Origin of the sequence: Streptomyces sp. NPDC052016 (genome assembly GCF_044548445.1) — a bacterium.
In the GTDB taxonomy this organism is placed as follows: Bacteria; Actinomycetota; Actinomycetes; order Streptomycetales; family Streptomycetaceae; genus Streptomyces.
Window position 1 is genome coordinate 184707 of sequence record NZ_JBIUBX010000005.1, and the last position, 21520, is coordinate 206226.

The following is a 21520-nucleotide window of genomic DNA, read 5'->3' on the forward strand; positions in this document are numbered from 1 at the left end:
ACAACCCCGCCCACCTCCCACTGGGCCCGCGCAGCGAGCCCGCCCGCACGCCTGTACCGGCGCGTAGCCCCCGTGCTGTCGTGAGCTCCCCTTCCCACGAAGCGCCGTGTCCCCCGAGGCACGGACCCGAGGAGCCGCGATGCCGGAAACACCCCAGCAGGACCCGCCCGCGCTGCACGTCGAAGGCCTGGACGTGACGTACGGGCGGGCCCTGTCAGCCCTGCGCTCCGTGTCCCTGACCGTCCCGCACGGCGCGGTGGTGGCGTTGCTCGGCGCGAACGGCGCCGGCAAGTCCACGCTGCTGCGGGCCCTCTCGGGCACCCTGCGCCTGCACCGCGGCACCGTCACCGCCGGCCGCGCCCGCTACGGCGACACGACCCTCGACGGACGCGATCCGGTCGCCGCGGTCCGGGCGGGCGTCGTCCAGGTCCCCGAAGGACGACGGGTCTTCGCCGGTCTCACCGTCGAGGAGAACCTGCGCAGCGGCGGCCTCGGCCTCGGCCGCCGCCGGCCCGCCCAGGTGCAGGAGGCCCGTGACCGGGTCTACGGCCTCTTCCCGGTGCTCGCGGAGCGCAGCCGCCAGGCGGCCGGTCTCCTGTCCGGGGGCGAACAGCAGATGCTCGCCATCGGCCGCGCCCTGATGGCCGCCCCGCGCCTGCTCCTGCTCGACGAGCCCTCCCTGGGCCTGGCCCCGCGCATGGTCTTCCGGATCGCCGAGGTGATCCGCGAGATCAACCAGCAGGGCACGGCCGTCCTGCTCGTCGAACAGAACGCCGGGATGGCGCTCTCCCTCGCCGACCACGCCTACGTCCTCGACGTGGGCGAGATGCGGCTGTCCGGCCCCGCCGACGACCTCGCGCGCACCGACGCCGTACGCCGCCTCTACCTCGGCGACACCGCCGGCGACCAGGGGGCCGCGTGAACATCCGCCCCACCGGCCGCACGACACTCCGCCCCACCGGCCGGACGCCGGGCCGCTCCGGCGGCTCGCTCACCGACCGCCGCCCGGCACCGCCCCCCGCGCTGCGGGTCCGTGACGTCACCGTGCGCTTCGCGGGCCTCACCGCCCTCGACGGTGTCTCGTTCACCGTCGCGCCGGGTTCCGTGCACGCCCTCATCGGGCCCAACGGCGCCGGCAAGTCCACCTGCTTCAACGTCCTGTCCGGCCTGTACCGCCCAGCCGCGGGGCAGGTCCTGCTCGGCGACACCGAACTCACGGGGCTCGCCCCGCACCGGATCGCCGCACAGGGGGTCGCCCGCACCTTCCAGAACATCGTCACCACCGAGGGCACGGTCGCCGACAACCTGATGCTCGGCCGGCACGCCCTCTCCCGCGCCGGCTTCGCCGCGAGCGCCCTGCGCCTGCCGAGCGCCGTACGCGAACAGCGCGAGCACCTCGAGAAGGTCCGCGAGATCGCCGAACTCACCGGCCTCGCCGACCACTTCGACACCCCCGTGGCCCTGCTGTCGTACGGCGACCGCAAGCGGGTCGAGCTGGCCCGCGCCCTCTGCCTGGAACCGCGCGTCCTCCTGCTCGACGAGCCCGTGGCCGGCATGAACGGCGCCGAACGCGCCCGCACGGCGGAGGTCGTGCGGACCGTCCGCGAGCGGCTGGGCCTCTCCGTCCTGCTCGTGGAGCACGACATGGGACTGGTCATGCGTCTCGCCGACGAGGTCACCGTCCTCGACTTCGGCCGCCTCCTCGCCCACGGCACCCCCGAGGAGATCCGCCGCCACCCGGAGGTCCTGCGCGCCTACCTCGGCAGCGGAGCACCCGAGGAGGACACCGAAGGCGCCGCGAGCACGGCCGCCGCCGAAGAGAGCACCGAGGGCGCCACGAGCACGGCCGCCGCCGAAGAGAACACCGAGGGCGCCACGAGCACCGCGGCCGCCGAGGAGGACGCCCGATGACGACCTTCCTCGACACCCTCCTCAACGGCCTCGCCCTGGGCGCCGTCTACGCCCTCGTCGCCCTCGGCTTCGTCGTCATCTTCAAGGCGTCGGGCGTCCTGAGCTTCGCCCACGGCTCGCTGCTCCTGTTCGGCGGCTACCTCGTCGCCGTCCTCCACGACGACCTTGGGTTCGCCGGCGCCCTCGCGGTGGCCGTCCTGGCGACCGCGGCCGTCGCCGGAGCCCTGGACCGGCTGCTTCTCCAACGCGGCGACCCCGACCCGAAGGCCGCCCACGTGCAGACGATCGTCACCATCGGCGTGGACATCGTGCTGCTGACCGACCTGGCCCGGCGCATCGGCGGCGACCTGCTCACCCTGGGCGACCCCTGGGGCGACTCGGTGACCGCCCTCGGTCCGGTGACCGTCGCCGACAGCCGGCTCGCCGCCATCGTGGTCTCCGCCGTCGTCATCGGCGCGGTCTTCGCCGCGTTCCGGTTCACGCCGTGGGGGCTGTCCCTGCGGGCCGCGGCCGAGGACGTGGAGGCGGCCGCCCTCATGGGCGTACGGCTCAGCCGCGTGCGCATGCTGGCCTGGTGCCTGGCCGGCGCCCTGGCCGCCCTCGCCGCCGTGTTCCTCGCCGCGTTCCCGGCGCCCGGCCTGGAACGCACCACCGGCCAGATCGCCCTCAAGGCGTTCCCGGCGGCGATCCTCGGCGGCATGGCGTCCCCGCCCGGCGCCCTCGCGGGCAGCCTGATCATCGGCCTGACCGAGGCGCTCGCCGCGGGCTACCAGTCCGAACTCCACGTCCTCGGCGAGGGATTCGGCGACGTCGCGCCGTACGCCGTGATGGTCGTCGTCCTGCTGGTGCGGCCCACCGGACTGTTCGGCGGGAAGGGAGCGGTCCGTGTCTGAACCGATCCGGAGGACGGTCCGCCTCCTGCTGCCCGCGCTCGTCCTGTGCGCCCTGCCCTTCTACCTGGACGCCTTCTGGCTGCGCATCGGCCTGTTCTCGATGGCCGCCGCGATCGGCGCCGTCGGCCTCGGCCTGCTCTCCGGCACCGCGGGCCAACTCTCCCTCGGCCACGCCTTCTTCCTCGCCGTGGGCGCCTACGGCTACACGTGGCTGGCCGGCGAGCCCGGACCGGCGCTGCCCCCGGCCCTCGCCGCCGTCCTGGCCGTGCTGCTGGCCGGCGCCGCGGGCGGCCTGTTCAGCCCCGTCGCCGGACGGGTGCGCGGCATCTACCTGGGCGTCGCCACCCTCGCGCTGGTCTTCCTCGGCCACCATGTGCTGCTGACGGCCGACTCGGTCACCGGCGGCTTCAACGGCCGCTCCGTCCCGCCGCTCACCCTGGGCGGGTTCGGGTTCACCGCCGACGACCCCGAACTCGTCGTCCTCGGCGTGCCGTTCGGCGCGGAGGAACGGCTGTGGTACCTCGGCCTCGCGCTGTTCGCGTTCACCTGGTTCACCGCGCGCGGCCTGCTGCGCGGTCGCCCCGGACGCGCCCTGGCCGCCGTGCGCGACAGCGAGACCGCGGCGGCCGTGCTGGGCGTGAACGTCGCCCGCCACCGCTCGGCGGCCTTCGTGGTCTCCTCGATGTACGCCGGACTGGCCGGCGTTCTGCTCGCCCTCTCCTTCCGCAGGGTCGTGCCGGACTACTTCGGCCTGGCCCTCTCCGTGGACTACCTCGCCATGATCGTCATCGGCGGGCTCGGCTCCGTCGCCGGCGCCACCGCGGGCGCCGTCTTCGTCACCGCGCTGCCCCTGCTGATGACCCGCTACGCCGACCAACTGCCCCTGGTCACCGCCCCCGGAGCGGGGGGCGAGGGCGCGGTCGGCCCGACCGAGGCGGCCCGCTACCTCTACGGCGCGGCCATCGTCCTCGTCTTGCTGTACGCGCCCGACGGACTGCACGGCCTGACCCGCCGCGTCCGCGCCCGACTGCGCCCCGCCCCGCCCCCGGACGGCGCACCCGCGCCCCGGCCGCCCGCCTCACCCGCCTCACCCGCACGAGCCAAGGAGCCCACCCCGTGAACATCGAGCACCGCAGGCACCGCACCTCCGGCACCGCCCTCGCCGCGGCCCTCTCCGCGCTGCTGATCGCCGCCACCGGCTGCAGCTCCAAGGCCGACGGCGGCAGCACCTCCGACGCCGCCGACGGCGTCAAGTCCGGGCCGGGCGTGAGCGCTAAGACCATCCGGCTCGGTGCCCTCACCGATCTCACCGGCCCCTACGCCACGCTCGGCAAGAGCATCGTGCAGGCGCAGCAGATGTGGGCGGACGAGACCAACGCGGACGGCGGCATCTGCGGCCGCAAGGTCGAGATCGTCGTCAAGGACCACGGCTACGACGTGCAGAAGGCCGTCACCGCCTACGCCGACATCGCCCCGGACGTCGTCGCCCTGCCCCAGGTCATCGGATCGCCCGTCGTCGCGGCCCTCCTCGACGACATCGAACGCGACGAACTGCTCACCTTCCCGCAGGCCTGGGCGGCCTCCCTGCTGGGCAAGGACCCCATCCAGGTGCTCGGCACCACCTACGACGTCGACATGATCGCCGCGGTGGACTTCCTGACCCGCACCAAGGGCCTCACCGGGGGCGACACCATCGGTCACGTCTACTTCGAGGGCGACTACGGCGCCAACGCGCTCGAAGGCTCCACCTGGGCCGCCGAGAAGGCCGGACTGAAGGTCGTCGCCCAGAAGATCAAGGCGACCGACACGGACCTGTCCGCGCAGGTCACGGCCTTGCGCAAGGCGGGCGTCAAGGCGGTCCTGATCAGCGCCGGACCCGCGCAGACGGCCTCCCTGGTCGGCGTCGCCGCCTCCCGCGGCCTGCGCGTCCCCGTCGTCAGCAGCGCCCCCGGATTCGCCCCGCAGCTCATGAAGACCCCCGCCGCGCCGGCCCTGACGGCCATGCTGCACGTGGTCAGCGCCGCGCCGGCCGTCAGCTCCGACATCCCCGGCGTGCAGCACATGGTCACCGCCTACGAGAAGAAGTACCCCGGCTCGCAGGTCGACTCCGGCGTCCTGTCGGGCTACAACGCGGCCCATCTGCTGGGCGCCGACCTGGAGAAGGCCTGCCAGGCCGGCAGCCTCGCCCGCGAGGACCTGGTCAAGACGCACCGCTCGCAGAAGAACGCCGACACCGGCCTCGGCACCCCCCAGGACTTCTCGGACGTCTCCCGGCCCGCCGCCCTGTCGACGTACGTGCTCAAGCCCGACGCGAAGGCGACCGGCGGGCTGGTCGGCGTCGAGGACGCGCACCGCGCGCCGGGAGTGGAGGAGTACCTGAAGTCCCGCTCCTGACACCCGCCCCGATTCAGCGCCCCCACTGCTGAATGCGTTCGCTTTCTTGCGTTGGACCTCCGACGACGGTCCGGGCCAGGCTTGAGCGAGTGAGTCCGGTGCGCCGCAACCACCTTCCGGCGCACCGGACTTCCTGTGTGCCCGCGACAGCCCGGAAGACCTTCATCCGGCACCTGGGGAGGAACACCGCCGATGGCGTCGTCGCTCGACAGACCGCTCGACCATCGCTACCGGGACGAACACCCGATCCGCACACTCGCCTACCTGTTCCGCGCCGACCGGTACCGACTGGCCGGCGCGGTCGTCGTCTTCACCGTCAAGCACAGCCCCGTCTGGCTGCTGCCGCTGATCACCGCGTCCCTCATCGACACCGTCGTCCAGCACCAGCCCATCGGCCGGCTGTGGACGAGCACCGGCGTCATCCTGTTCATCCTGGTCGTCAACTACCCGCTGCACCTGCTCTACGTCCGCCTCCTGTACGGCAGCGTCCGCCGCATGGGCACCACCCTGCGCTCGGCGCTGTGCACCCGCATGCAGCAACTGTCCATCGGCTACCACTCCCGGGTCAGCGCCGGAGTCCTGCAGGCCAAGGTGGTGCGGGACGTCGAGGCCGTGGAGCAGATGGTGCAGCAGACCGCGGAGAACGGGCTCGGCGCGCTGACCGTCCTCACCGGCGGCCTGATCATCATCGCCCTGCGCACACCGGAGTTCGTGCCCGTCTTCCTGGTCGTCGTGCCCGCCGCCGCGTTCGTCGTGGCCCGCCTCAGGTCCCGGCTGCGCACCCACAACGAGCACTTCCGCCACGAGGTCGAGACCCTCTCCTCACGCGTGACGGAGATGACCCGGCTGATTCCGGTCACCCGTGCGCACGGCCTGGAGCGCAAGGCGCTGCGCCGCATGGACGGCACCCTGCACCGGCTGCTGACCTCCGGGATGCGCCTGGACCTCGTCAACGGCCGCTTCGGTTCGATCGCCTGGGTCGTCCTCAACGTCGTCGGGGTGCTCGTCCTGACCGGCGCCGCGCTGATCTCCTACTACGAGGTGTGGGGCGTCACCCCGGGTGACGTCGTCATGCTCAGCGCCTTCCTGACCACCCTCACCAACTCCACCACCACGCTCGCCGGCCTCGCCCCGGTCATCACCAAGGGCCTGGAGTCGGTCCGCTCGGTCGGCGAGGTGCTCCAGGCGCCCGAGCTGGAGGACAACGAGGGCAAGGCCGAACTCACCGCGCTGCGCGGCGCTGTCACCTTCGAAGGGGTCGGGCACGCGTACGACAGCGGCCGGCCGGCGGTGCGCGACTTCACGCTGTCCGTCGCACCGGGCGAGACCGTCGCCCTGGTGGGCGCTTCCGGCGCGGGCAAGTCCACCGTCCTCAACCTCGTCATCGGCTTCATCCGGCCGACCTCGGGACGGCTGCTGCTCGACGGCACCGACATGAACTCGCTGGATCTGCGCACCTACCGGCGGTTCGTGTCCGTGGTGCCCCAGGAGTCGATCCTCTTCGACGGCACGATCCGCGAGAACGTCGCCTACGGCATGGAGGACGAGGCCGACGAGGAGACGGTCCGCGCGGCCCTGCGGGACGCCAACGCCCTGGAGTTCGTGGAGCGGTTGCCCGAGGGCCTGGACACGCTGGTCGGCGAGCGCGGGGCACGGCTGTCGGGCGGCCAGAAGCAGCGGCTGGCGATCGCCCGCGCCCTGATCAGGGACCCCAGGGTGCTGATCCTGGACGAGGCCACGTCCGCCCTCGACACCCGCTCCGAGGCGCTCGTCCAGCAGGCCCTCGCCCGGTTGCTGCGCGGCCGTACCACCTTCGTGGTGGCGCACCGCCTGTCCACCGTGCGCGGCGCCGACCGCATCGTCGTGATGGGGGACGGCCGGATCCTGGAGACCGGCTCGCACGAGGAACTCCTGCGCCGCGGCGGGGCGTACACGGCCCTGCACAGCGGGCAGGTCGCCTGACGCCGGCTGACGGCCAAGTGGCGAAAATCGTGCCCCTGGAGAGTGACACGGGCCTCACGTGGGCATGAATCGCCCGGTTCCGGGCACACGCTGCGCACCACATCTGGAGAGAGGGGCGCTCGTGATCGTTCCGGACCCGAAGGCCGTCAGAACGCTGCTGACCCGCTACGCGTCGCTGAAGATCGCTCAGGCGGAGAGGGAGAGTCCGCAGACCGCCCGCGAGTTGGAGGACGTCACCTACACACTGTGTGTCCTCATGGGCACCTCCGACGTCCGTGAGGCGGTCGCGGCCGCGGACGCCCTGCTCGACTCCGCGGTACGGCGACCCCCGGCGGCCCGGGTGCCGAAGCAGGACAAGGACGGTGAGAGGGACGGGGAGAGCGGACTGTACCTGGCGGTCTGAACGCGCTCCCCGGCCCGGCTCAGGTGACCGCCGAACCGCAGTGGTCCGCCTGCCGGGGATGCCGCTGAGGGCCGGGACCGGTCAGCCACTCCGCGATGGCGCGGGCGATCGGCTGGCCGGTTTCCACCTCGACGAAGCCGAACTGTCCCGACTGGTTGCACTCCAGGAACCACCACGTCCCGTCGGCGTCCTCGGCGAAGTCGAAAGCGCCGTAGGCCAGTTCGGCGTCCCGTAGATACGTCCGCACGGCGTCGGCGAGGCGTGGCGGGACCTCGGCCGGGCACCACGGTGCGTCGGAGGGCGCGAAACGCACGTCCACCACGTCGGGGTCGCCGTCGGGGGCCGTCGCCTTGCGGGCGGCCAGCAGCCGGTCGCCCACCGCGGTCAGCCGTATGTCCGCGCGCTTGGCGACCCGCCGTTGCAGCAGGGTCGGACCGTAGGCGACGGCGGCGAAGTCGACGCCGGGCGGGACCCGGGTGGTGGGCACGGCCCGGGGCGGATCCTGCGGATGCGCCCCGGACACCGGCTTGACCACCAGGTCGGGGTAGCGCTCGGCGAAGTCCCGCGCCGCCTGCGGGAACGTCGTGATCAGCGTGGCCGGCACGGGCAGTCCGCTGCGCTGGGCGAGCCGCAGCTGCCAGGGCTTGTGCCGGGCCCGCCGGGCCGCGTCCGGATGGTTCATCCAGCGCGCCCCGCTGCCGCGGAGCATCCCGTACAGCGCCTGCGAGGCCTCCTCCGTGAGCCACGCGGACGGTTCCGGCGCCCGGGCCGCGGCCGTACCGGGCCGGCGGACCCAGACGGACCGCAGTGAGTCCAGGCTCACCAGTCGCCCGGCGGACGACAGGTGACCCCGGAAGGCACCGTGCACGTACTCCGCGGAGAGCGCGACGGTGTGGGTCAGGTCGGCGGGGTCGAGCCGCACGACGGGGACGCCCGAGGCGTTCAGGTGGACCACCACCATGTCCGCCGTGACGTCCTCCTGAGTGGTCAGGATCAGCACGGTCATCGCGTCGGCCCGTGCTCAGTCGTCGAAGTGAGTCTTGGAACCCGCCGTCGAGGTCGTCGTCCCGAGTTCTCTCAGCAGCGCGTGGTCACGAGCGGCTACCCGGCCGTCGAGGAGTACGTTCAACTGCAGTCCTGGGTCGTAGGCGTACGGAGTGGCGAACTCCAACTCCGCCGCCGGGCGTGCGTAGTTGAGCGCGAACGGTTGCATCGTCTCTCCCTCGTCGGTACTGCCTCGATCAAGCGGTGCCGCTGTGCGACGTCACTCGGGCCCGCTGCTTGGTGCGAACTTCCGGTCCGTCAGGCGGACCGTCAGTCACTTATACGAATCGAACGGGTGGTTGGTTTCCTCACTCTCCGTGATCAACCCGGGTTTCGGACGCGGCGCAGGGAGCTGAGCAGGGATGATGTGCCTCGAGAAGGACGAAAACTCTTTATCGGGCGGCTAGTTGGCCACCCCGGCGCGATCGGGGGCGCGTCGCAGGGAGCGCAGGGCGAGCAGCAGGACACCGATGTCATCGAGGTAGACGGGATCGGGCAGCACGTCGGCAGGGAGGACGAAGTACGCGACCGCCCCCCAGAAGACCCAGCGCGGGCCGGTCGGCAGACCTGCCCGCCTGAGGCCCCGCCGGGCCCGGACCAGCCGTACCAGCACGGCGGCGGCCACGGCGAACAGCGCAGCCGCCAGCACCACCGCGACGGTGATGAGCGTGGTGGTCGCATCCACGGGCCCTCCCTGTGCGCGGGTCGTCGCGCGGCGTCCGGTGGTTCCCCCGGTCATCGAATTCCCCGTTTCCGATTCCCGGATTCCCCCTCCGCGGCATGAATATCGCACCGGTCTCACACGGATGGCCGACCGCGCTCCAGCAGTCCCGACAGCACCCGGTCGGGCGTCAGGGGCAGTTCGCGCAGGCGCACGCCGGTGGCGTGGTGGACGGCGTTGCCGATGGCTGCGGCCGTGCCGACGATGCCGATCTCGCCGATCCCCTTGCCGCCCAACGGGTTGAGGTGCGGGTCGTCCTCCTCGACCCAGTGCGCCTCGACGTCCGGCACGTCCGCGTGCGCGGGCACGTGGTAGGACGCCAGGTCGGACTCGGAGAAGTCGCCGAAGGCGGCGTCCATGGTGCTGCCCTCGGTCAGGGCCATGCCCAGGCCCATGGTCATGCCGCCGACGAACTGCGAGCGGGCGGTGCGGGCGTTGAGGATGCGCCCCGCCGCGTACACGCCCAGCAGGCGCCGCACCCGCACCTCACCGGTCACCGTGTTTACGGCGACCTCCGCGAAGTGCGCCCGACCGCGAACAGCAGGCAGCTGTTCACGCGCCGGCCGTCGACGAGGACCGTGCACGCACCGCACTGCCCGTGGTCGCAGCCCTTCTTGGCGCCGGTGAGGTCGAGGTCCTCCCGCAGGACGTCCAGCAGGACCCGCCGGTGGTCCACGGTGAGGGTGTGCGGCTCGCCGTTGACGCGCAGTGTCGTGTCGGAGCGGTGGGGAGGCGGTACGGCGGTACCGCCCGCGGGACCGTGCTCGCTACCCATGTCGTGGATCCCTTCCGGAAGATCCGTGGTGCCGTCCGGACCGCGTATCCAGTCCGCGTCGCACCACACGTACCGGCACGGAACCCGACGACGGGACGGCGCTGGGCGACCGGACCGGAGGAACCCGGGACGGCGGCCCGGGGAACCCCTGATGGTGCGGAGGAACCCGGGACGGCGGCCCGGGGAACCCCTGATGGTGCGGAGGAACCCGGGACGGCGGCCCGGGGAACCCCTGATGGTGCGGAGGAACCTGCGACGGCGGCCCGGGGAACCTGCGGAGGGTGCGGAGGAACCTGCGACGGCGGCCCGGACGACTCCCGGATGGCCTGGAGGAACCCGGGACGGCGGCCACGGGAAACCCGCGACGGCCCGTCCGGGACCTTCCCTAAGCTGCCGGCATGACCGATCCCCACACGTCCGGCACCACCCCCCCCCGAGTGGCCGAGGCACACCAGGTGTTCGTGCTGCGCGAGACCTACGGCACCCTCGCCGCGGTCGCCGCGTCCCTGGACGAGGAGGAGTCCTGGCTGCCCACCGGCTGCACCGGATGGGCGGTGCGCGACCTGCTGTTCCACTGCCTGGCGGACGCCCAGCGCGCACTGGTGGCCCTGCACACGCCCGCCTCGGCCCCGCCCGACCGCGACGCCGTCACCTACTGGCGGGACTGGGCGCCCGACCCGGTCGGCGCGGCGAACGGGCGGCGCTGGACCCGGGTGAGCGCGAGCATGTTCCTCGACTTCCGCCAGTTGCGCGGCCTGTACCTGGAGACCGCGGCGGCGACCGTCACGGCGGCGGCAGCGGCGGACCCGGCACGGCCGGTCTCCACCCAGGGCCACGTCCTCACGGCGGGCGACCTGATCACCACCCTCGCCGTCGAGGCCGCCGTCCACCACCTCGACCTCGTCCGCGAGCTGCCCGGCGCGCCCGGCCCCGCGGCCGTCGGCCTGGCCGCCGTACGGGAGACGCTGGACGGCCTGCTCGGCCGTCCGGTGCCGGTGGACTGGAGCGACGAGCACTACGCGCGGGCGGCCACCGGGCGAGCGCCGCTCACCCGGGAGGAACGGCGTGCGCTGGGCGCGGACGCCGGGCGGCTGCCGTTGTTCTGCTGACGCACGCGGGTCGGCCGGCACACGGACGGCGGCCCCGGGTCAGTGGCCGGTCGCCGTCCCCGGGCCCTGGTCCGTGCCGTCCTGCTGCCGACCGTCCTGCTCGGGGCTGTCCTGCTCGCGGCTGTCCGGAACCCGGCTGTCCGGAACCCGGGTGGCCTGCTGATCCCGGCTGCCCCGCTCGCGGGAGCCGTCGCCCGTCGGCAGCGCCGGCCGCAGGACCTTGGCGGTCTCCCTGAGCCGTCCCAGGGTCCGGCCCAGCTGCTGGAAGGGAGAGCCGGCCGGCTTGGGCTGCGGCTGCGGGCGTTCGCCGGCCTCGGCCGCCTCCCGGAAGGCGGCCAGCGCCTCGTGGGCCTGCTCGGCGGCCTGCCGGTACAGGTCCCGGGACTGCGTCATCGCCTCCAGCGCCTCCGCGTACATCGCCACCAGTTGGCGCTCGCGGGCCAGCTCCTCCTCCAGGGTCAGCAGCTGCCACTGCTCCCGCAGCGCGGTGAGCGCGGCCTCACCGCCCTCCGGCAGCGGCTTGGGCAGGACGGCGAACCGGGTCACCGCGTCCAGCAGCTCGGTCGGGTGGGTGCCGTCCAGGAACACGCTGCGCACCGAGAATCCGCCCGCCTCGTACGCCTCTGGGACGGGCGTGCCGGGCAGCACCACGGCGCCACCGCGCGGCAGCTCCACGTCGAGGTCCCGCAGCGCCCAGTTGACCGTGCGCAGCTGGTGGGGCGCCGCACGGTGCTCCACCACCCTGTGGTGCAGACCGGTGGGCAGCAGGGGAACCAGTGACCGGCGGCCCCGCTCGTCCGGAGTCATCGCCTCGTGCACCACGACGTGGATCGTCCAGGTGTCCCGCAAGGCGTTGCGCAGGGTGCGCCGCAGGTCCTTGTCGTCCGCCGGGAGCGGGTTGATGTCCAGGTACCGCTGCCCGGTGACCGTCTCGTGGCCCCACGGCGTGTCCGCCTCCCAGGGCCAGAACATCGCGGCGGGCGACGGGCCCCGCAGGTCCCACGGCCGCTCCGCCTCCGCGACCAGCGTCCAGTCCTGCCCGCGGCCCGACCACTCCGCGAGGGTCAGCCGGGCGCGCACCGTCACGTCGTCGGGCAGCAGCCACCGGGCTTCGAAGGTCAGTTCCCCGTCGCCGGCGCCGTCGTCGGGGACCTCCAGGAAGTCCAGGATCGTCCCGTCGTCCTTGAGTGACCGGAGGTTCTTGCGCAGTACGTCCGGCGCGGCGGGCCCGGTGTGACGGCCACGGGCCAGCCACACCGTGGAGGGAGTCGTGGGCGGGACGGGCGGGGAGGTGAGCATGAGTCCATTCGGGAGGGCGGGGGACGACGTGGGACTGCCAGTATCGTCGTCGCGGCGGGTGGGTGATCAAGCGGGGTCGGTGCACATCGGACGCTGGGGAGCGCCTTCCCACCCGCGGCATGCGTCACGCGCGCGGATACGGGCACTTGGGTGCACGACCAGCGCGACCGCACGCACCGCACGCACCGCCGGGGAGCGAACCGATGAAGCTGGACCTCGAAGGACGTACCGCACTCGTGACCGCCTCCTCCCAGGGCATCGGCGCCGCCATCGCCGCCGGCCTGGCCCGCGCGGGAGCGACGGTGGGCGTCAACGGGCGCGACGCCGGGCGCCTCGACAAGAGCGTCGAGGAGCTGCGGGACCGGGTGCCGGGCGGCCGGTTCGTGGCGGTCGCCGCCGATGTCGCCACCGAGGAGGGCGCGGCCCGCGCGGTGGACGCCCTGCCCGACGCCGACATCCTGGTGAACAACCTCGGGATCTTCGGACCCCGGCCCGCGCTGGAGATCACCGACGACGAGTGGCGGCGCTACTTCGAGATCAACGTCCTGGCGGGGGTACGGCTCACGCGCGCGTACCTGCCCCGGATGGTGGAACGGGGCTGGGGACGCGTCCTGTACATCGCGAGCGACTCCGCCGTCGTCATCCCGGCCGAGATGATCCACTACGGCATGACGAAGACCGCGCTGCTCGCGGTCAGCCGCGGCTTCGCCAAGGAGGCCGCCGGCAGCGGAGTCACCGTCAACTCCGTCATCGCCGGACCCACGCACACCGAAGGCGTGGAGGAGTTCGTGCGGCAGCTCGTCGGCGACGGTCTGCCCTGGGACGAGGCCCAGCGCGCGTTCATGCGGGAGCACCGCCCCCAGTCCCTGCTGCGCCGGCTCATCGAACCGGACGAGATCGCCCACCTGGTGGCCTATCTCAGCTCCCCACTGGCCTCCGCCACGACCGGCGGCGCCCTGCGGGTCGACGGCGGATACGTCGACTCGGTGCTGCCGTAGCGCCCCGTGTGATCCACGCGCACGGGGTGTGCGCGCTTCACCGAGTCCGCCTCCGCACACTCGTGGCCCCGTCCGCCCGCGGCACCGACAATCGACCCGGCGGACAGGGCCCGCCCACCATCCGCGTCGGGGCGGGCCCTGTCCCCGCGCCGGACCGACCGAGCGGGACGCGCCGTCACACCGGCGCGGCAACGCCCGATGCCTGAGGGCCCCGTGGACGACGCGGACCAACCGTCGCCGTCGACGGCCCTGTCACATCGTCGCGCCCCCTCCTGTCTATGTGGTGCAGGACGAGAGACAGAGGGAACCATGCGTGAGATTCTGATCGTCGGCGGCGGCTACGCGGGCTTCTACACCGCGTGGGGCCTCGAGAAGACGCTGTGTGAGGACGAGGCGCGCATCACGGTCGTCGACCCGCGTCCCTACATGACCTACCAGCCCTTCCTGCCGGAGGTGACGGCCGGATCGGTCGAGGCACGACACGCGGCGGTGTCGTTGCGCCGGCACCTGCGCAGGACCCGGTTGATCGCGGGGAGCGCGGTCGAGATCCGCCACGCGGACCGTTCGGTCACCGTCCGCCCGGCGAGCGGTGCCGACTACGAACTCTCCTACGACACCCTCGTGGTCACCGCCGGCGCGGTGACGCGCACCTTCCCGATACCGGGGCTGGCGCAGGAGGCGATCGGCCTGAAGCACGTGGAGGAGGCGGTCGCCATCCGCGACCGGCTGATGACCGCGTTCGACCAGGCGGCGTCCCTGCCGCCCGGCGCCGAACGGCGAAGGCTGCTCACCGTCACGTTCGTGGGCGGCGGGTTCTCCGGCGTGGAGGGATTCGGTGAACTGCTGTCGCTGGCGACGGCGTTGCTCAAGTCCTATCGGGAGCTGAGCATGGACGACCTGTCCTTCCACCTGGTCGAGGCCCGCGGACGCATCCTGCCGGAGGTGGGGGACGAGCCCGGTGCGTGGGTGGTGCGTTCGCTGGAACGCCGTGGCGCGCGCGTCCACCTGAACACACAGCTCGTCTCCGCCGAGGACGGCCACGTCGTGTTGTCGGACGGAGAGGAGTTCGACTCGGCACTGATCGTCTGGACCGCGGGCAACGCCTCGAACCCGGTCGTGCACAATCACACCGACCTGCCGGTCGACGAGCGGGGCCTGCTCGTGGTCCGCCCCGATCTCCGCGTGGGCACCGCGGACGAGCCCGTGCCGGACGTGTGGGCGGCCGGCGACGACGCGGCCGTACCGGACCTGGCTTCCCCGGTGCCCGGGGCGCGCACGGTGCCGAACGCCCAGCACGCCGTGCGGCAGGGCAAGCGCCTCGCGAAGAACATCGCGGCCGACCTGCACGGGGGGAGGGTGCGCGACTACCGGCACAGCAGTCTCGGGGTGGTGGCGACGCTGGGACTGGGGCGGGGCATCTTCCAGTACAAGCGCCTCGTCATCAAGGGACTGCCCGCCTGGCTGATGCACCGGGGCTACCACGTCCTCGCCGTACCGACCTGGGAACGCAAGATCCGCGTGCTGGCCGTCTGGCTGACCGCCGCCCTGTTCGGCCGGGACCTGGTCTCCCTCGCCTCCGTTCAGCATCCGCGCGACGCGTTCGTCGCGGGCGGTGCGCAGCAGGAGTCCGGTGGACGGGAGGCCAGTGACCGCACGGCGGCATGAGCACGGAGGTGCGTGAGGAGGCGTGGGCACGGATGCGGGTGAGGAAGTCGCGCGCCGGTCTCGCTCACCTCACGTCCGGCCCATGCCTGCGACCCACCGGCCGTGCGGCTCGATCAAACAGTGTGATGCTCACCATGACAGTGTTACGGAAGCCGGTACGTCTTGATAGAGTGATCACAGTGTTTCGGGCACCGTGTGCACACCCCCGTGGCGGGTGTCCCGGAACGCGGCACCTGCGACTAGAGCCCGCAGGTGCGGCTCCCGGGTGCCACCCGTTCCCCCGACGGGTGGCACCCGGGACCACAACCCGGCCGGCCGGACGACGAGCGGCACGTGGCGGCGCTGCCACGATCCTTCCGTACGGGGTACGGCTAGGAACGCGCCGCGCGGTAGAGGCCCCGGCCGGTCCGCTGGATACGGGAGGTACCGACAAGGCGGTCGAGGGTGCTGCGCACGCCGTTGATGCTGCCGCTGTCGGTGTCACGGCCGAGAGCCGCGGCGACGTCACGGGCCCGCACGTCGACGTCACCGACGCCGGCGAAGTACTCCATGATCTGCTCGGTGAGCTTGCCGTACCGCTTCTGCCCGTCCGTGTCGGCGTCGGCGGCAGCGGCGGGTGCCGCCTCCTTTTCGCCGTGCGGCTTGCGGGGCCGCGGCGCCACGTGCGCCGTGGTGCCGGCCGGCGCGGCGAAGTCGCCACCGGCCCGGGGTTCGGCGGGCGCCGCGGCCTGTCCGCTCTGCGCGGTCGCCGCACCGGCCGTGGCCGTCGAGGCCGCGGCATCCGGGTCGATCATCACGGTCTGGAGGGCACTGAGGGCCCGCTGGACGGAGCCGAGATGGGCCACGACCGCGGCCAGTTCCCTCTCCAGCGCCTGCTTCTGCAGCTGCAGGCGGGCCAGGTCTGCTTGAAGACTCTCAGCGGTGATCTCGATGCTGTGCGCTGTGCGGGCTCCGGAGACCATGTGTTCCTCTCATCCTCAACCCCTCGTGCCGCGCCCCGGCTCATGTGCGAGGCCACTCGGCCTGAACGCCGGAACGGGATTTCCCCGACATCATATGCAGTGAGCCCTTGTGAATGCAGGCACACCGGATGGGCCCTCACACTTTCCCGGTAGCCGCGCCCGACGGAAGACGGCGCGCGAAACAGCGCAGGTCACCGAGGCGCCGGCGGGTCGTCCCGGAGGCGGCGGTACGGTCGGCCCGTCGGGGGGCATCGCGGACCGTTCGGTGTGTGCTGGGCCGTATCGCATCGATCACTGCCACTGTTCGCGGCGGAGGCCACGGTCGGGAGAACAGACGGTCAGCCGTCCCGTGACGTCCCGGGACGGCGGCACGGTCCTGGAAACCGTGGGGCGTCAGGGCATGGAGCGCCGCGCTGCCTTTTCGCCGGTGTCGTCCCTGGAGCCGTCGGCATCCTCGCGGCCGGGCGGGCAGCACGCTTCCTCACCGAACGGGGCCGGGGAGGAGACGGCGGATGCGTGGCGGAGCAGGCGCAGGGCGTCGGAGACCGCCTCGATGCGTGCGTCGACCGTGTCGATCGCCTCCTGGAGCAGACGCAGGCGGGACTCCAGCACGGCCGCCTCGGCTGCCAGGGACACACTGGCGGCGGCAGGGTCGGGGTGCTTGTCGGGTTCTGATGGCATCGGGCGTCTTTCTGCGCGTCAGGCCGGTGGTCATGGCGACGGGAGAGGGCGCGGACGGGCAGTGGAGCACCGGCCCTTCCTCGCTGCGCGGGCCCGTGCGACGGCGCGCGGGCCAACACCCGCACTGACCGACCAGCCACGGAAGCTGTGACAGCCCGCTCCGCCCGCTGCAACCGGCCCTGGAAGGAGCCGCGTTGAGGCTCATCGGGCCGAGCCCCGGCCCCGCCTCACCCGCGCCCGCGATCCTGCGAGGGCTCGTTCGCACGCCGGGCCGGAAACGCCACAGGGTGAGACAGTGTCATTTCTGTCAGCCGACGACGGCACGGCCCGTCTCGGCCCGTCCGCCCGCGCGGCAGGACGCACTTCCCGCCGCCCGGCGCATGCCGGCACGACCGCGCGAGCATCACGACGCGGGGAACGGACGCCGGCCTGCCCGTCGCTTCCCGTCCCTCTTCCCGACGCCGTGATTGCCTGTCAGCTGCGCGAACGCGCTGTTGGGAGGCGTACCCGGGCCGTGCGGGGTGATAGGGGCCATGCACTGACTCACAACATGGCAATGCTTTAATGACGTCGTTGGAGACGGTACCGAGCACTCATCGGTCAACTATGGGCTGTTTGATCCCTTTGTGAGCCTTTTGCTCCACGGGGTGAATTGCTAAAATCGTCGGGTCGTGTGTCCGCGAAAAAACGGTGCGTCTGCCTGAGGCCGGCTCCTCCGACAGTGGCCGACAGCACCCCCTGACCCGAGCGCCTGCCCCGGTCCTGTCACAGGAACGGGCCGATTCCGGTCCATGAAACAGATGCGATGGGAGCAGCCGTGACGTTCAGTGACCACAGTTCCTGTGCGTGGCGCTGCCAGGCAGCCGCCACGGCAGGAACGGAGACCGCAGGATCATGCATCTAGAGGCGTCCCCCACGACGAACGATCTGGACGAGGCCGTCTCCGTCTTCGTGCGGCACCGCAGACGGCTCTTCGGCATCGCCTACCGCGTGCTCGGCAGCGCCGTCGAGGCCGAGGACGTGGTCCAGGAAGTGTGGCTGCGCTGGCAGAAGACCGACCGCTCCGTGGTGGTCAGCCCGGTCGCCTTCCTCTCGAGCACGACGACCCGCCTGGCCATCAACGTCGCCCAGTCGGCACGCGTGCGCCGGGAAACCTACATCGGACCCTGGCTGCCCGAGCCCATCGACACGAGTGCGGACCCGGAGGTGGGAGCACAGCGTGCGGAAGCCCTGGAAATGGCACTGCTGCTGGTGCTGGAGAAGCTGCCCCCCACCGAGCGCGCCGCCTTCGTACTGCGCGAGGCCTTCGACTACGGCTATCCCGAGATCGCGGAGATCCTCCAGCTCAGCCTCGTCAACGTGCGGAAGATCGTGAGCCGTGCGCGCAAGCACCTGCTGGACGAGCAGCGGGAGAGCGTGGACACGGCGGAACACCGGCGTCTGCTGAGCGCCTTCGTCTCGGCGGCGCAGTCGGGGGACGTGGCGTCGCTGGAAGCCCTTCTCGCTCCCGACGTCGTCAGTCTGTCCGACGGCAACGGCATCCGGGCCTGCGCTCGCAAACCCGTACTGGGCCGTGGACGCGTGGCCAGACTGGCGACCTATCGACGGCTCTGGCGGGAGGCGGAGCCCAAGGTGGTCGACGCCAACGGCTGTACGGGCGTGATGGTCTACCGAGAAGGCCGGCCGACCGCCTTCCTGACGATGGCCGCCTCCAAAGAAGGCATCTACAAGGTGATGTGGGTGTTCAGCCCGAGCAAGATCGCCGCGTTCCTCGGATCGTGTTCCCGCTTCTCCGCGGCCTCCGGCCACGCGACGGCTGGTGCGTGACTGCCGCGGCGGCTTGCCGACAGTGACAGTCGCCACACGGCGGCCGTTCTTCCAGGGGTGTGTGTCACATATGCGCCCGTTTTCCGGTCTCAGACAACAGCCCCGACACCTCGTCGCGGAGACGTGAGCCGAACGATTCCCGGGGCTTCCGCACCATCCACGATCCCTGGAGGTTCACTCCCATGGCTGCTGAACGAGGAGACCACGCGTCATTCTGGCGCGAGCGGGCAGCCTGCCTGCACGAAGACCCCGACCTGTTCTTCCCCATAGGCAACACCGGGCCCACGCTGCATCAGATCGACGAGGCGAAGGCCGTGTGCGGCCGTTGCCCCGTCGTGGAACAGTGCCTCGAGTGGGCCGTGCGGGTGGGGCAGGCGGACGGCATCTGGGGCGGCATGACGGAGAGCGAACGCCGTGCGCTGACCCGGCGCGAGACTCCCCGGGACAAGGACACCGTCACCAAGGCGGCGTGACCGCTCCCGGCGCCGCGATGTCACGTGCACGGCCCGTGGCGGGCCTTGTGCGTGAACACAGTCCGGGCGAGCGCGTCTCCCCGCCCCGGCGCACAGCCGATCCTGAAGGCCGGTGCCGGTGCCGGTGCCGGCGCCGGCAGGCGACAGACGGCAACGGGCGGGGCGGTGTCCTCACCGCCCCGCCCGGTCAGTGTGCCGGTCAGCGGACCGTCCGCGCCGCCTTCTCGATGATGTCGGCGACCTCATCGGGGCGGGACACACTCACGGCGTGTGAAGCCCGGACCTCCACCGTCCGCGCCTTGGCGCGTTCCGCCATGAAGTTCTGCGTCTTCCGTGGGATGTTGAGGTCCTCGGTGGCCACCAGCGCCCAGGACGGAACGCTCTTCCACGCCGGCTCGGAGGAACCCTCCTCCAGAGCCGCACCGGTCACCGGACGCTGGGTGACCGCCATGAGGTCCGCGGTGTTCCGGGGGACGTCCGCCGCGAACTGCTGGTGGAACTTGCCCTGTTCGATGTAGAGGTCCACCCCCTGGGAGCCGTCCGGCAGAGCGAGCGGCACAGGATGCAGGGCCTGCTCGAGGGAGCTGCCCGGGAACTTGGCCGCCAGTTCCACCGCGCTCTCGCCCTTCTCCGGGATGAAGGCGGCGATGTACACGAGCGCCTTGACGTTGTCCGCGCCGTGGGCGGCGTTGGTGATGACCGCTCCGCCGTAGGAGTGCCCGGCGAGCACCACCGGGCCGTCGATGCCGGCCAGGAGGTTCTTGACGTAGGCGGCGTCGCTGCTCAGCCCGCGCAGCGGGTTGGCGGCAGCCACCACCGGATAACCGGCCCGCTTCAGCTTCTTGACGACGCCGTTCCAGCTGGTGGAGTCGGCGAACGCGCCGTGGACGAGCACGACGGTCGGCTTGCGGTGCTGTGGGGGAGTGGCCTTGCCGGCGCTGGCCGGACCGGTCGACGCCGCGAAGAGGGCGGCGCCGACCGTCAGGGCGGCCATGAGGGAGAGAGAGGTGCGGGTACGTCGGTGAAGCGAACGACGGTTCATTGAGGTTCTTTCGATGTAGGGGTTGCAACTGCGTCCGGGCACAGGGACATGGCGATCGCGGCATGACGCTGCCGCCCGTGACGGGAAGGCAGCGGAGACCGCGGTCAGGGCATGTCCGGGACGTGCCAGGAACGTGGGAGGGCCGAGGATCGGGCTCGGCCGGGTGAACGGTCGGGCTCCCCCTGCTCGGTCTGGCGGGGGAACGACCGTGTGGATCCGCTCGCCGCGGCTCTCATCGCGGCTGTGAGGCCTGTGAACGGTCAGGGAACGGAACGGGGACTGTCCTGCGCCGATGAGAGCCGCGCGCACGAGCGCCGTGGGTCGGGAACGACCTCGTCTGCTGATGGCCCTTCAGTCGCCGCACGGGAGTCGCGGAGACTCCGGTCAGCGGTGAAGGGCGGTGCGCAGGGTGACGACGGCGTGCTCGACCGCGGCGGTTGTGGCCTGCGTGGACCGAAGGGGGTTGAGCATCATGAAGTCATGGACGGTGCCGTTGACGCGGATGCTCGTGGTGGGAACGCCGGCCTGGGTCAGCTTGCGGGCGTACGCCTCGCCCTCGTCCCGCAGCACGTCGTTCTCGTCGACGATGACGAGCGCGGGCGGGAGGCCTTCCAGCTCCTCCAGGCTCGCCCGCAGCGGCGAGGCGGTGATCTCCGCCCGCTGGGCGGCATCGGTGGTGTAGCAGTCCCAGAACCAGGCCATGGCCTTCGCCGTGAGGAAGGGCCCGTCGGCGAACTTCCGGTAGCTCTCGGTGTCCTGGCCCGCGTCCGTGACGGGGTAGTACAGCGACTGGTGCACGAAGGTCACGTCACCGCGCTGCTTGGCCATGAGGGCCAGCGCCGCGGTCATGTTGCCCCCGACGGAGTCGCCGGCCACCGCCAGCCGGGAGGCGTCCAGACCTTCCTCGGAACCGTTCGCCGTGATCCATCGGGCGGTCGCGTAGGCCTGCTCGATGGCGACCGGGTACCTGGCCTCCGGTGAACGGTCGTACTCCACGAACACGAGGGCGGCATTCGCCCCGACGGCCAGCTCGCGCACCAGACGGTCATGCGTGCCGGCGTTGCCGAGGACCCAGCCGCCGCCGTGCACGTAGAGGACGGTCGGCAGGGCGCCCTGGCTGCCGACGGGCTTGACGATGCGCACCCGTACATCGCCCACCTCGGCGGGCACCGTGATCCACTTCTCGTCCACGTCCGGCTTCTCCACCGGTGCGGCCTGCAGGTCGTCCAGGACCTTCCGGGCGCCTTCGGGACCGAGCTCGTACAGGAACGGCGGATGGGCCGTCGCGTCCGCGAACTGCTGAGCCGCAGTCTCGAGAACGGGTTTGGTCATCACTGACTCCTTGGGTCGGCGGGCTCTTG

The 21520-nt window shown here is 72.1% G+C and carries 20 protein-coding genes and 2 pseudogenes; 12 read left to right on the plus strand and 10 right to left on the minus strand.

Going from position 1 to position 21520, the window contains the following annotated elements; translation table 11 throughout:
* The first annotated feature begins 139 nt into the window (after positions 1-139).
* The 7 genes from ACIHAR_RS08865 to ACIHAR_RS08895 all read left to right on the plus strand — a co-directional run bounded on the left by ACIHAR_RS08865 (position 140) and on the right by ACIHAR_RS08895 (position 7563).
* Positions 140-922 carry an ABC transporter ATP-binding protein gene (locus ACIHAR_RS08865; protein ID WP_400018085.1) on the plus strand — a complete coding sequence of 261 codons (783 nt, stop codon included), beginning with the start codon at positions 140-142 and terminating at the stop codon, positions 920-922.
* A gap of 101 nt (positions 923-1023) precedes the next feature.
* Positions 1024-1911: an ABC transporter ATP-binding protein gene (locus tag ACIHAR_RS08870; protein ID WP_400018233.1), complete on the plus strand. Its 888-nt coding sequence runs from the start codon at positions 1024-1026 to the stop codon at positions 1909-1911.
* Entirely contained in the window at positions 1908-2804 is an 897-nt protein-coding gene (locus tag ACIHAR_RS08875) for a branched-chain amino acid ABC transporter permease (protein WP_365457479.1), read from the plus strand. The genes ACIHAR_RS08870 and ACIHAR_RS08875 overlap by 4 nt, the downstream gene beginning before the upstream one ends.
* The gene (locus ACIHAR_RS08880; RefSeq protein ID WP_400018088.1) at positions 2797-3924 is read left to right on the plus strand and encodes a branched-chain amino acid ABC transporter permease; all 1128 of its coding nucleotides are present in this window, start codon (positions 2797-2799) and stop codon (positions 3922-3924) included. Before ACIHAR_RS08875 ends, ACIHAR_RS08880 begins: the two co-directional genes overlap by 8 nt.
* Positions 3921-5198, plus strand: coding sequence for an ABC transporter substrate-binding protein (locus ACIHAR_RS08885; RefSeq protein WP_365457485.1), 1278 nt, complete (start codon positions 3921-3923; stop codon positions 5196-5198). Before ACIHAR_RS08880 ends, ACIHAR_RS08885 begins: the two co-directional genes overlap by 4 nt.
* Before the next feature lie 192 nt (positions 5199-5390).
* Positions 5391-7160, plus strand: coding sequence for an ABC transporter ATP-binding protein (locus ACIHAR_RS08890; protein ID WP_400018090.1), 1770 nt, complete (start codon positions 5391-5393; stop codon positions 7158-7160).
* Positions 7161-7281: 121 nt separating this feature from the next.
* Entirely contained in the window at positions 7282-7563 is a 282-nt protein-coding gene (locus ACIHAR_RS08895; protein ID WP_365457491.1) for a DUF5133 domain-containing protein, read from the plus strand.
* A gap of 19 nt (positions 7564-7582) precedes the next feature.
* Here the strand turns inward: ACIHAR_RS08895 and tgmB are convergent, their stop codons facing one another.
* The 5 genes and pseudogenes from tgmB to ACIHAR_RS08920 form a co-directional block, all read right to left on the minus strand.
* Complete coding sequence (tgmB, locus tag ACIHAR_RS08900) at positions 7583-8569, minus strand: ATP-grasp ribosomal peptide maturase (RefSeq protein ID WP_365457494.1); 987 nt, start codon at positions 8567-8569, stop codon at positions 7583-7585.
* A 15-nt stretch (positions 8570-8584) separates the two neighbouring features.
* Positions 8585-8776 carry a putative ATP-grasp-modified RiPP gene (tgmA, locus tag ACIHAR_RS08905; protein WP_055632657.1) on the minus strand — a complete coding sequence of 64 codons (192 nt, stop codon included), beginning with the start codon at positions 8774-8776 and terminating at the stop codon, positions 8585-8587.
* Positions 8777-9010: 234 nt separating this feature from the next.
* Positions 9011-9292, minus strand: coding sequence for a DUF1232 domain-containing protein (locus tag ACIHAR_RS08910; protein WP_388752667.1), 282 nt, complete (start codon positions 9290-9292; stop codon positions 9011-9013).
* Between the two features lie 113 nt (positions 9293-9405).
* Positions 9406-9855: pseudogene (locus ACIHAR_RS08915) on the minus strand (molybdopterin cofactor-binding domain-containing protein); the annotation flags it as partial.
* 2 nt (positions 9856-9857) lie between these two features.
* Positions 9858-10103, minus strand: a pseudogene (locus tag ACIHAR_RS08920) ((2Fe-2S)-binding protein); the annotation flags it as partial.
* A gap of 398 nt (positions 10104-10501) precedes the next feature.
* Here ACIHAR_RS08920 and ACIHAR_RS08925 point away from each other — a divergent pair.
* Positions 10502-11212, plus strand: a complete 711-nt coding sequence (locus tag ACIHAR_RS08925; RefSeq protein WP_400018094.1) for a maleylpyruvate isomerase N-terminal domain-containing protein — start codon at positions 10502-10504, stop codon at positions 11210-11212.
* Between the two features lie 39 nt (positions 11213-11251).
* Here the strand turns inward: ACIHAR_RS08925 and ACIHAR_RS08930 are convergent, their stop codons facing one another.
* The gene (locus ACIHAR_RS08930; protein ID WP_400018096.1) at positions 11252-12511 is read right to left on the minus strand and encodes a hypothetical protein; all 1260 of its coding nucleotides are present in this window, start codon (positions 12509-12511) and stop codon (positions 11252-11254) included.
* 203 nt (positions 12512-12714) lie between these two features.
* Between ACIHAR_RS08930 and ACIHAR_RS08935 the strand changes: the two genes are divergently transcribed.
* Both ACIHAR_RS08935 and ACIHAR_RS08940 read left to right on the plus strand, forming a co-directional pair.
* The gene (locus ACIHAR_RS08935; protein ID WP_365457515.1) at positions 12715-13509 is read left to right on the plus strand and encodes an SDR family oxidoreductase; all 795 of its coding nucleotides are present in this window, start codon (positions 12715-12717) and stop codon (positions 13507-13509) included.
* A 309-nt stretch (positions 13510-13818) separates the two neighbouring features.
* Complete coding sequence (locus ACIHAR_RS08940; protein ID WP_400018099.1) at positions 13819-15174, plus strand: NAD(P)/FAD-dependent oxidoreductase; 1356 nt, start codon at positions 13819-13821, stop codon at positions 15172-15174.
* A 371-nt stretch (positions 15175-15545) separates the two neighbouring features.
* Here ACIHAR_RS08940 and ACIHAR_RS08945 read toward each other — a convergent pair whose 3' ends face one another.
* Positions 15546-16136, minus strand: coding sequence for a hypothetical protein (locus tag ACIHAR_RS08945; RefSeq protein WP_400018101.1), 591 nt, complete (start codon positions 16134-16136; stop codon positions 15546-15548).
* Between the two features lie 393 nt (positions 16137-16529).
* Positions 16530-16817 carry a hypothetical protein gene (locus tag ACIHAR_RS08950; RefSeq protein ID WP_365457524.1) on the minus strand — a complete coding sequence of 96 codons (288 nt, stop codon included), beginning with the start codon at positions 16815-16817 and terminating at the stop codon, positions 16530-16532.
* An 894-nt stretch (positions 16818-17711) separates the two neighbouring features.
* Here ACIHAR_RS08950 and ACIHAR_RS08955 point away from each other — a divergent pair.
* Both ACIHAR_RS08955 and ACIHAR_RS08960 read left to right on the plus strand, forming a co-directional pair.
* Positions 17712-18644 (plus strand): sigma-70 family RNA polymerase sigma factor, encoded by a 933-nt coding sequence (locus ACIHAR_RS08955; RefSeq protein WP_400018103.1) that lies wholly within the window; start codon positions 17712-17714, stop codon positions 18642-18644.
* Between the two features lie 182 nt (positions 18645-18826).
* The gene (locus tag ACIHAR_RS08960) at positions 18827-19117 is read left to right on the plus strand and encodes a WhiB family transcriptional regulator (protein WP_365457530.1); all 291 of its coding nucleotides are present in this window, start codon (positions 18827-18829) and stop codon (positions 19115-19117) included.
* 199 nt (positions 19118-19316) lie between these two features.
* Here the strand turns inward: ACIHAR_RS08960 and ACIHAR_RS08965 are convergent, their stop codons facing one another.
* Together ACIHAR_RS08965 and ACIHAR_RS08970 are read right to left on the minus strand one after the other, a co-directional pair.
* Positions 19317-20159 (minus strand): alpha/beta hydrolase, encoded by an 843-nt coding sequence (locus ACIHAR_RS08965; RefSeq protein ID WP_365457533.1) that lies wholly within the window; start codon positions 20157-20159, stop codon positions 19317-19319.
* A 384-nt stretch (positions 20160-20543) separates the two neighbouring features.
* A complete protein-coding gene (locus tag ACIHAR_RS08970) occupies positions 20544-21491 on the minus strand; it encodes an alpha/beta hydrolase (RefSeq protein ID WP_400018106.1) in 948 nt (315 codons plus the stop codon).
* Positions 21492-21520 lie beyond the last annotated feature (29 nt).

Excerpts from the sequence above, each read along its gene's own strand:
- ACIHAR_RS08865 (WP_400018085.1), top strand. The coding sequence starts at position 140 with ATGCCGGAAACACCCCAGCAGGACCCGCCCGCGCTGCACGTCGAAGGC.
- ACIHAR_RS08875 (WP_365457479.1), top strand. The coding sequence starts at position 1,908 with ATGACGACCTTCCTCGACACCCTCCTCAACGGCCTCGCCCTGGGCGCC.
- ACIHAR_RS08890 (WP_400018090.1), top strand. The coding sequence starts at position 5,391 with ATGGCGTCGTCGCTCGACAGACCGCTCGACCATCGCTACCGGGACGAA.
- tgmB (WP_365457494.1), bottom strand. The coding sequence starts at position 8,569 with ATGACCGTGCTGATCCTGACCACTCAGGAGGACGTCACGGCGGACATG.
- tgmA (WP_055632657.1), bottom strand. The coding sequence starts at position 8,776 with ATGCAACCGTTCGCGCTCAACTACGCACGCCCGGCGGCGGAGTTGGAG.
- ACIHAR_RS08925 (WP_400018094.1), top strand. The coding sequence starts at position 10,502 with ATGACCGATCCCCACACGTCCGGCACCACCCCCCCCCGAGTGGCCGAG.
- ACIHAR_RS08930 (WP_400018096.1), bottom strand. The coding sequence starts at position 12,511 with ATGCTCACCTCCCCGCCCGTCCCGCCCACGACTCCCTCCACGGTGTGG.
- ACIHAR_RS08935 (WP_365457515.1), top strand. The coding sequence starts at position 12,715 with ATGAAGCTGGACCTCGAAGGACGTACCGCACTCGTGACCGCCTCCTCC.
- ACIHAR_RS08940 (WP_400018099.1), top strand. The coding sequence starts at position 13,819 with ATGCGTGAGATTCTGATCGTCGGCGGCGGCTACGCGGGCTTCTACACC.
- ACIHAR_RS08945 (WP_400018101.1), bottom strand. The coding sequence starts at position 16,136 with ATGGTCTCCGGAGCCCGCACAGCGCACAGCATCGAGATCACCGCTGAG.
- ACIHAR_RS08950 (WP_365457524.1), bottom strand. The coding sequence starts at position 16,817 with ATGCCATCAGAACCCGACAAGCACCCCGACCCTGCCGCCGCCAGTGTG.
- ACIHAR_RS08955 (WP_400018103.1), top strand. The coding sequence starts at position 17,712 with ATGCATCTAGAGGCGTCCCCCACGACGAACGATCTGGACGAGGCCGTC.
- ACIHAR_RS08960 (WP_365457530.1), top strand. The coding sequence starts at position 18,827 with ATGGCTGCTGAACGAGGAGACCACGCGTCATTCTGGCGCGAGCGGGCA.
- ACIHAR_RS08965 (WP_365457533.1), bottom strand. The coding sequence starts at position 20,159 with ATGAACCGTCGTTCGCTTCACCGACGTACCCGCACCTCTCTCTCCCTC.
- ACIHAR_RS08970 (WP_400018106.1), bottom strand. The coding sequence starts at position 21,491 with ATGACCAAACCCGTTCTCGAGACTGCGGCTCAGCAGTTCGCGGACGCG.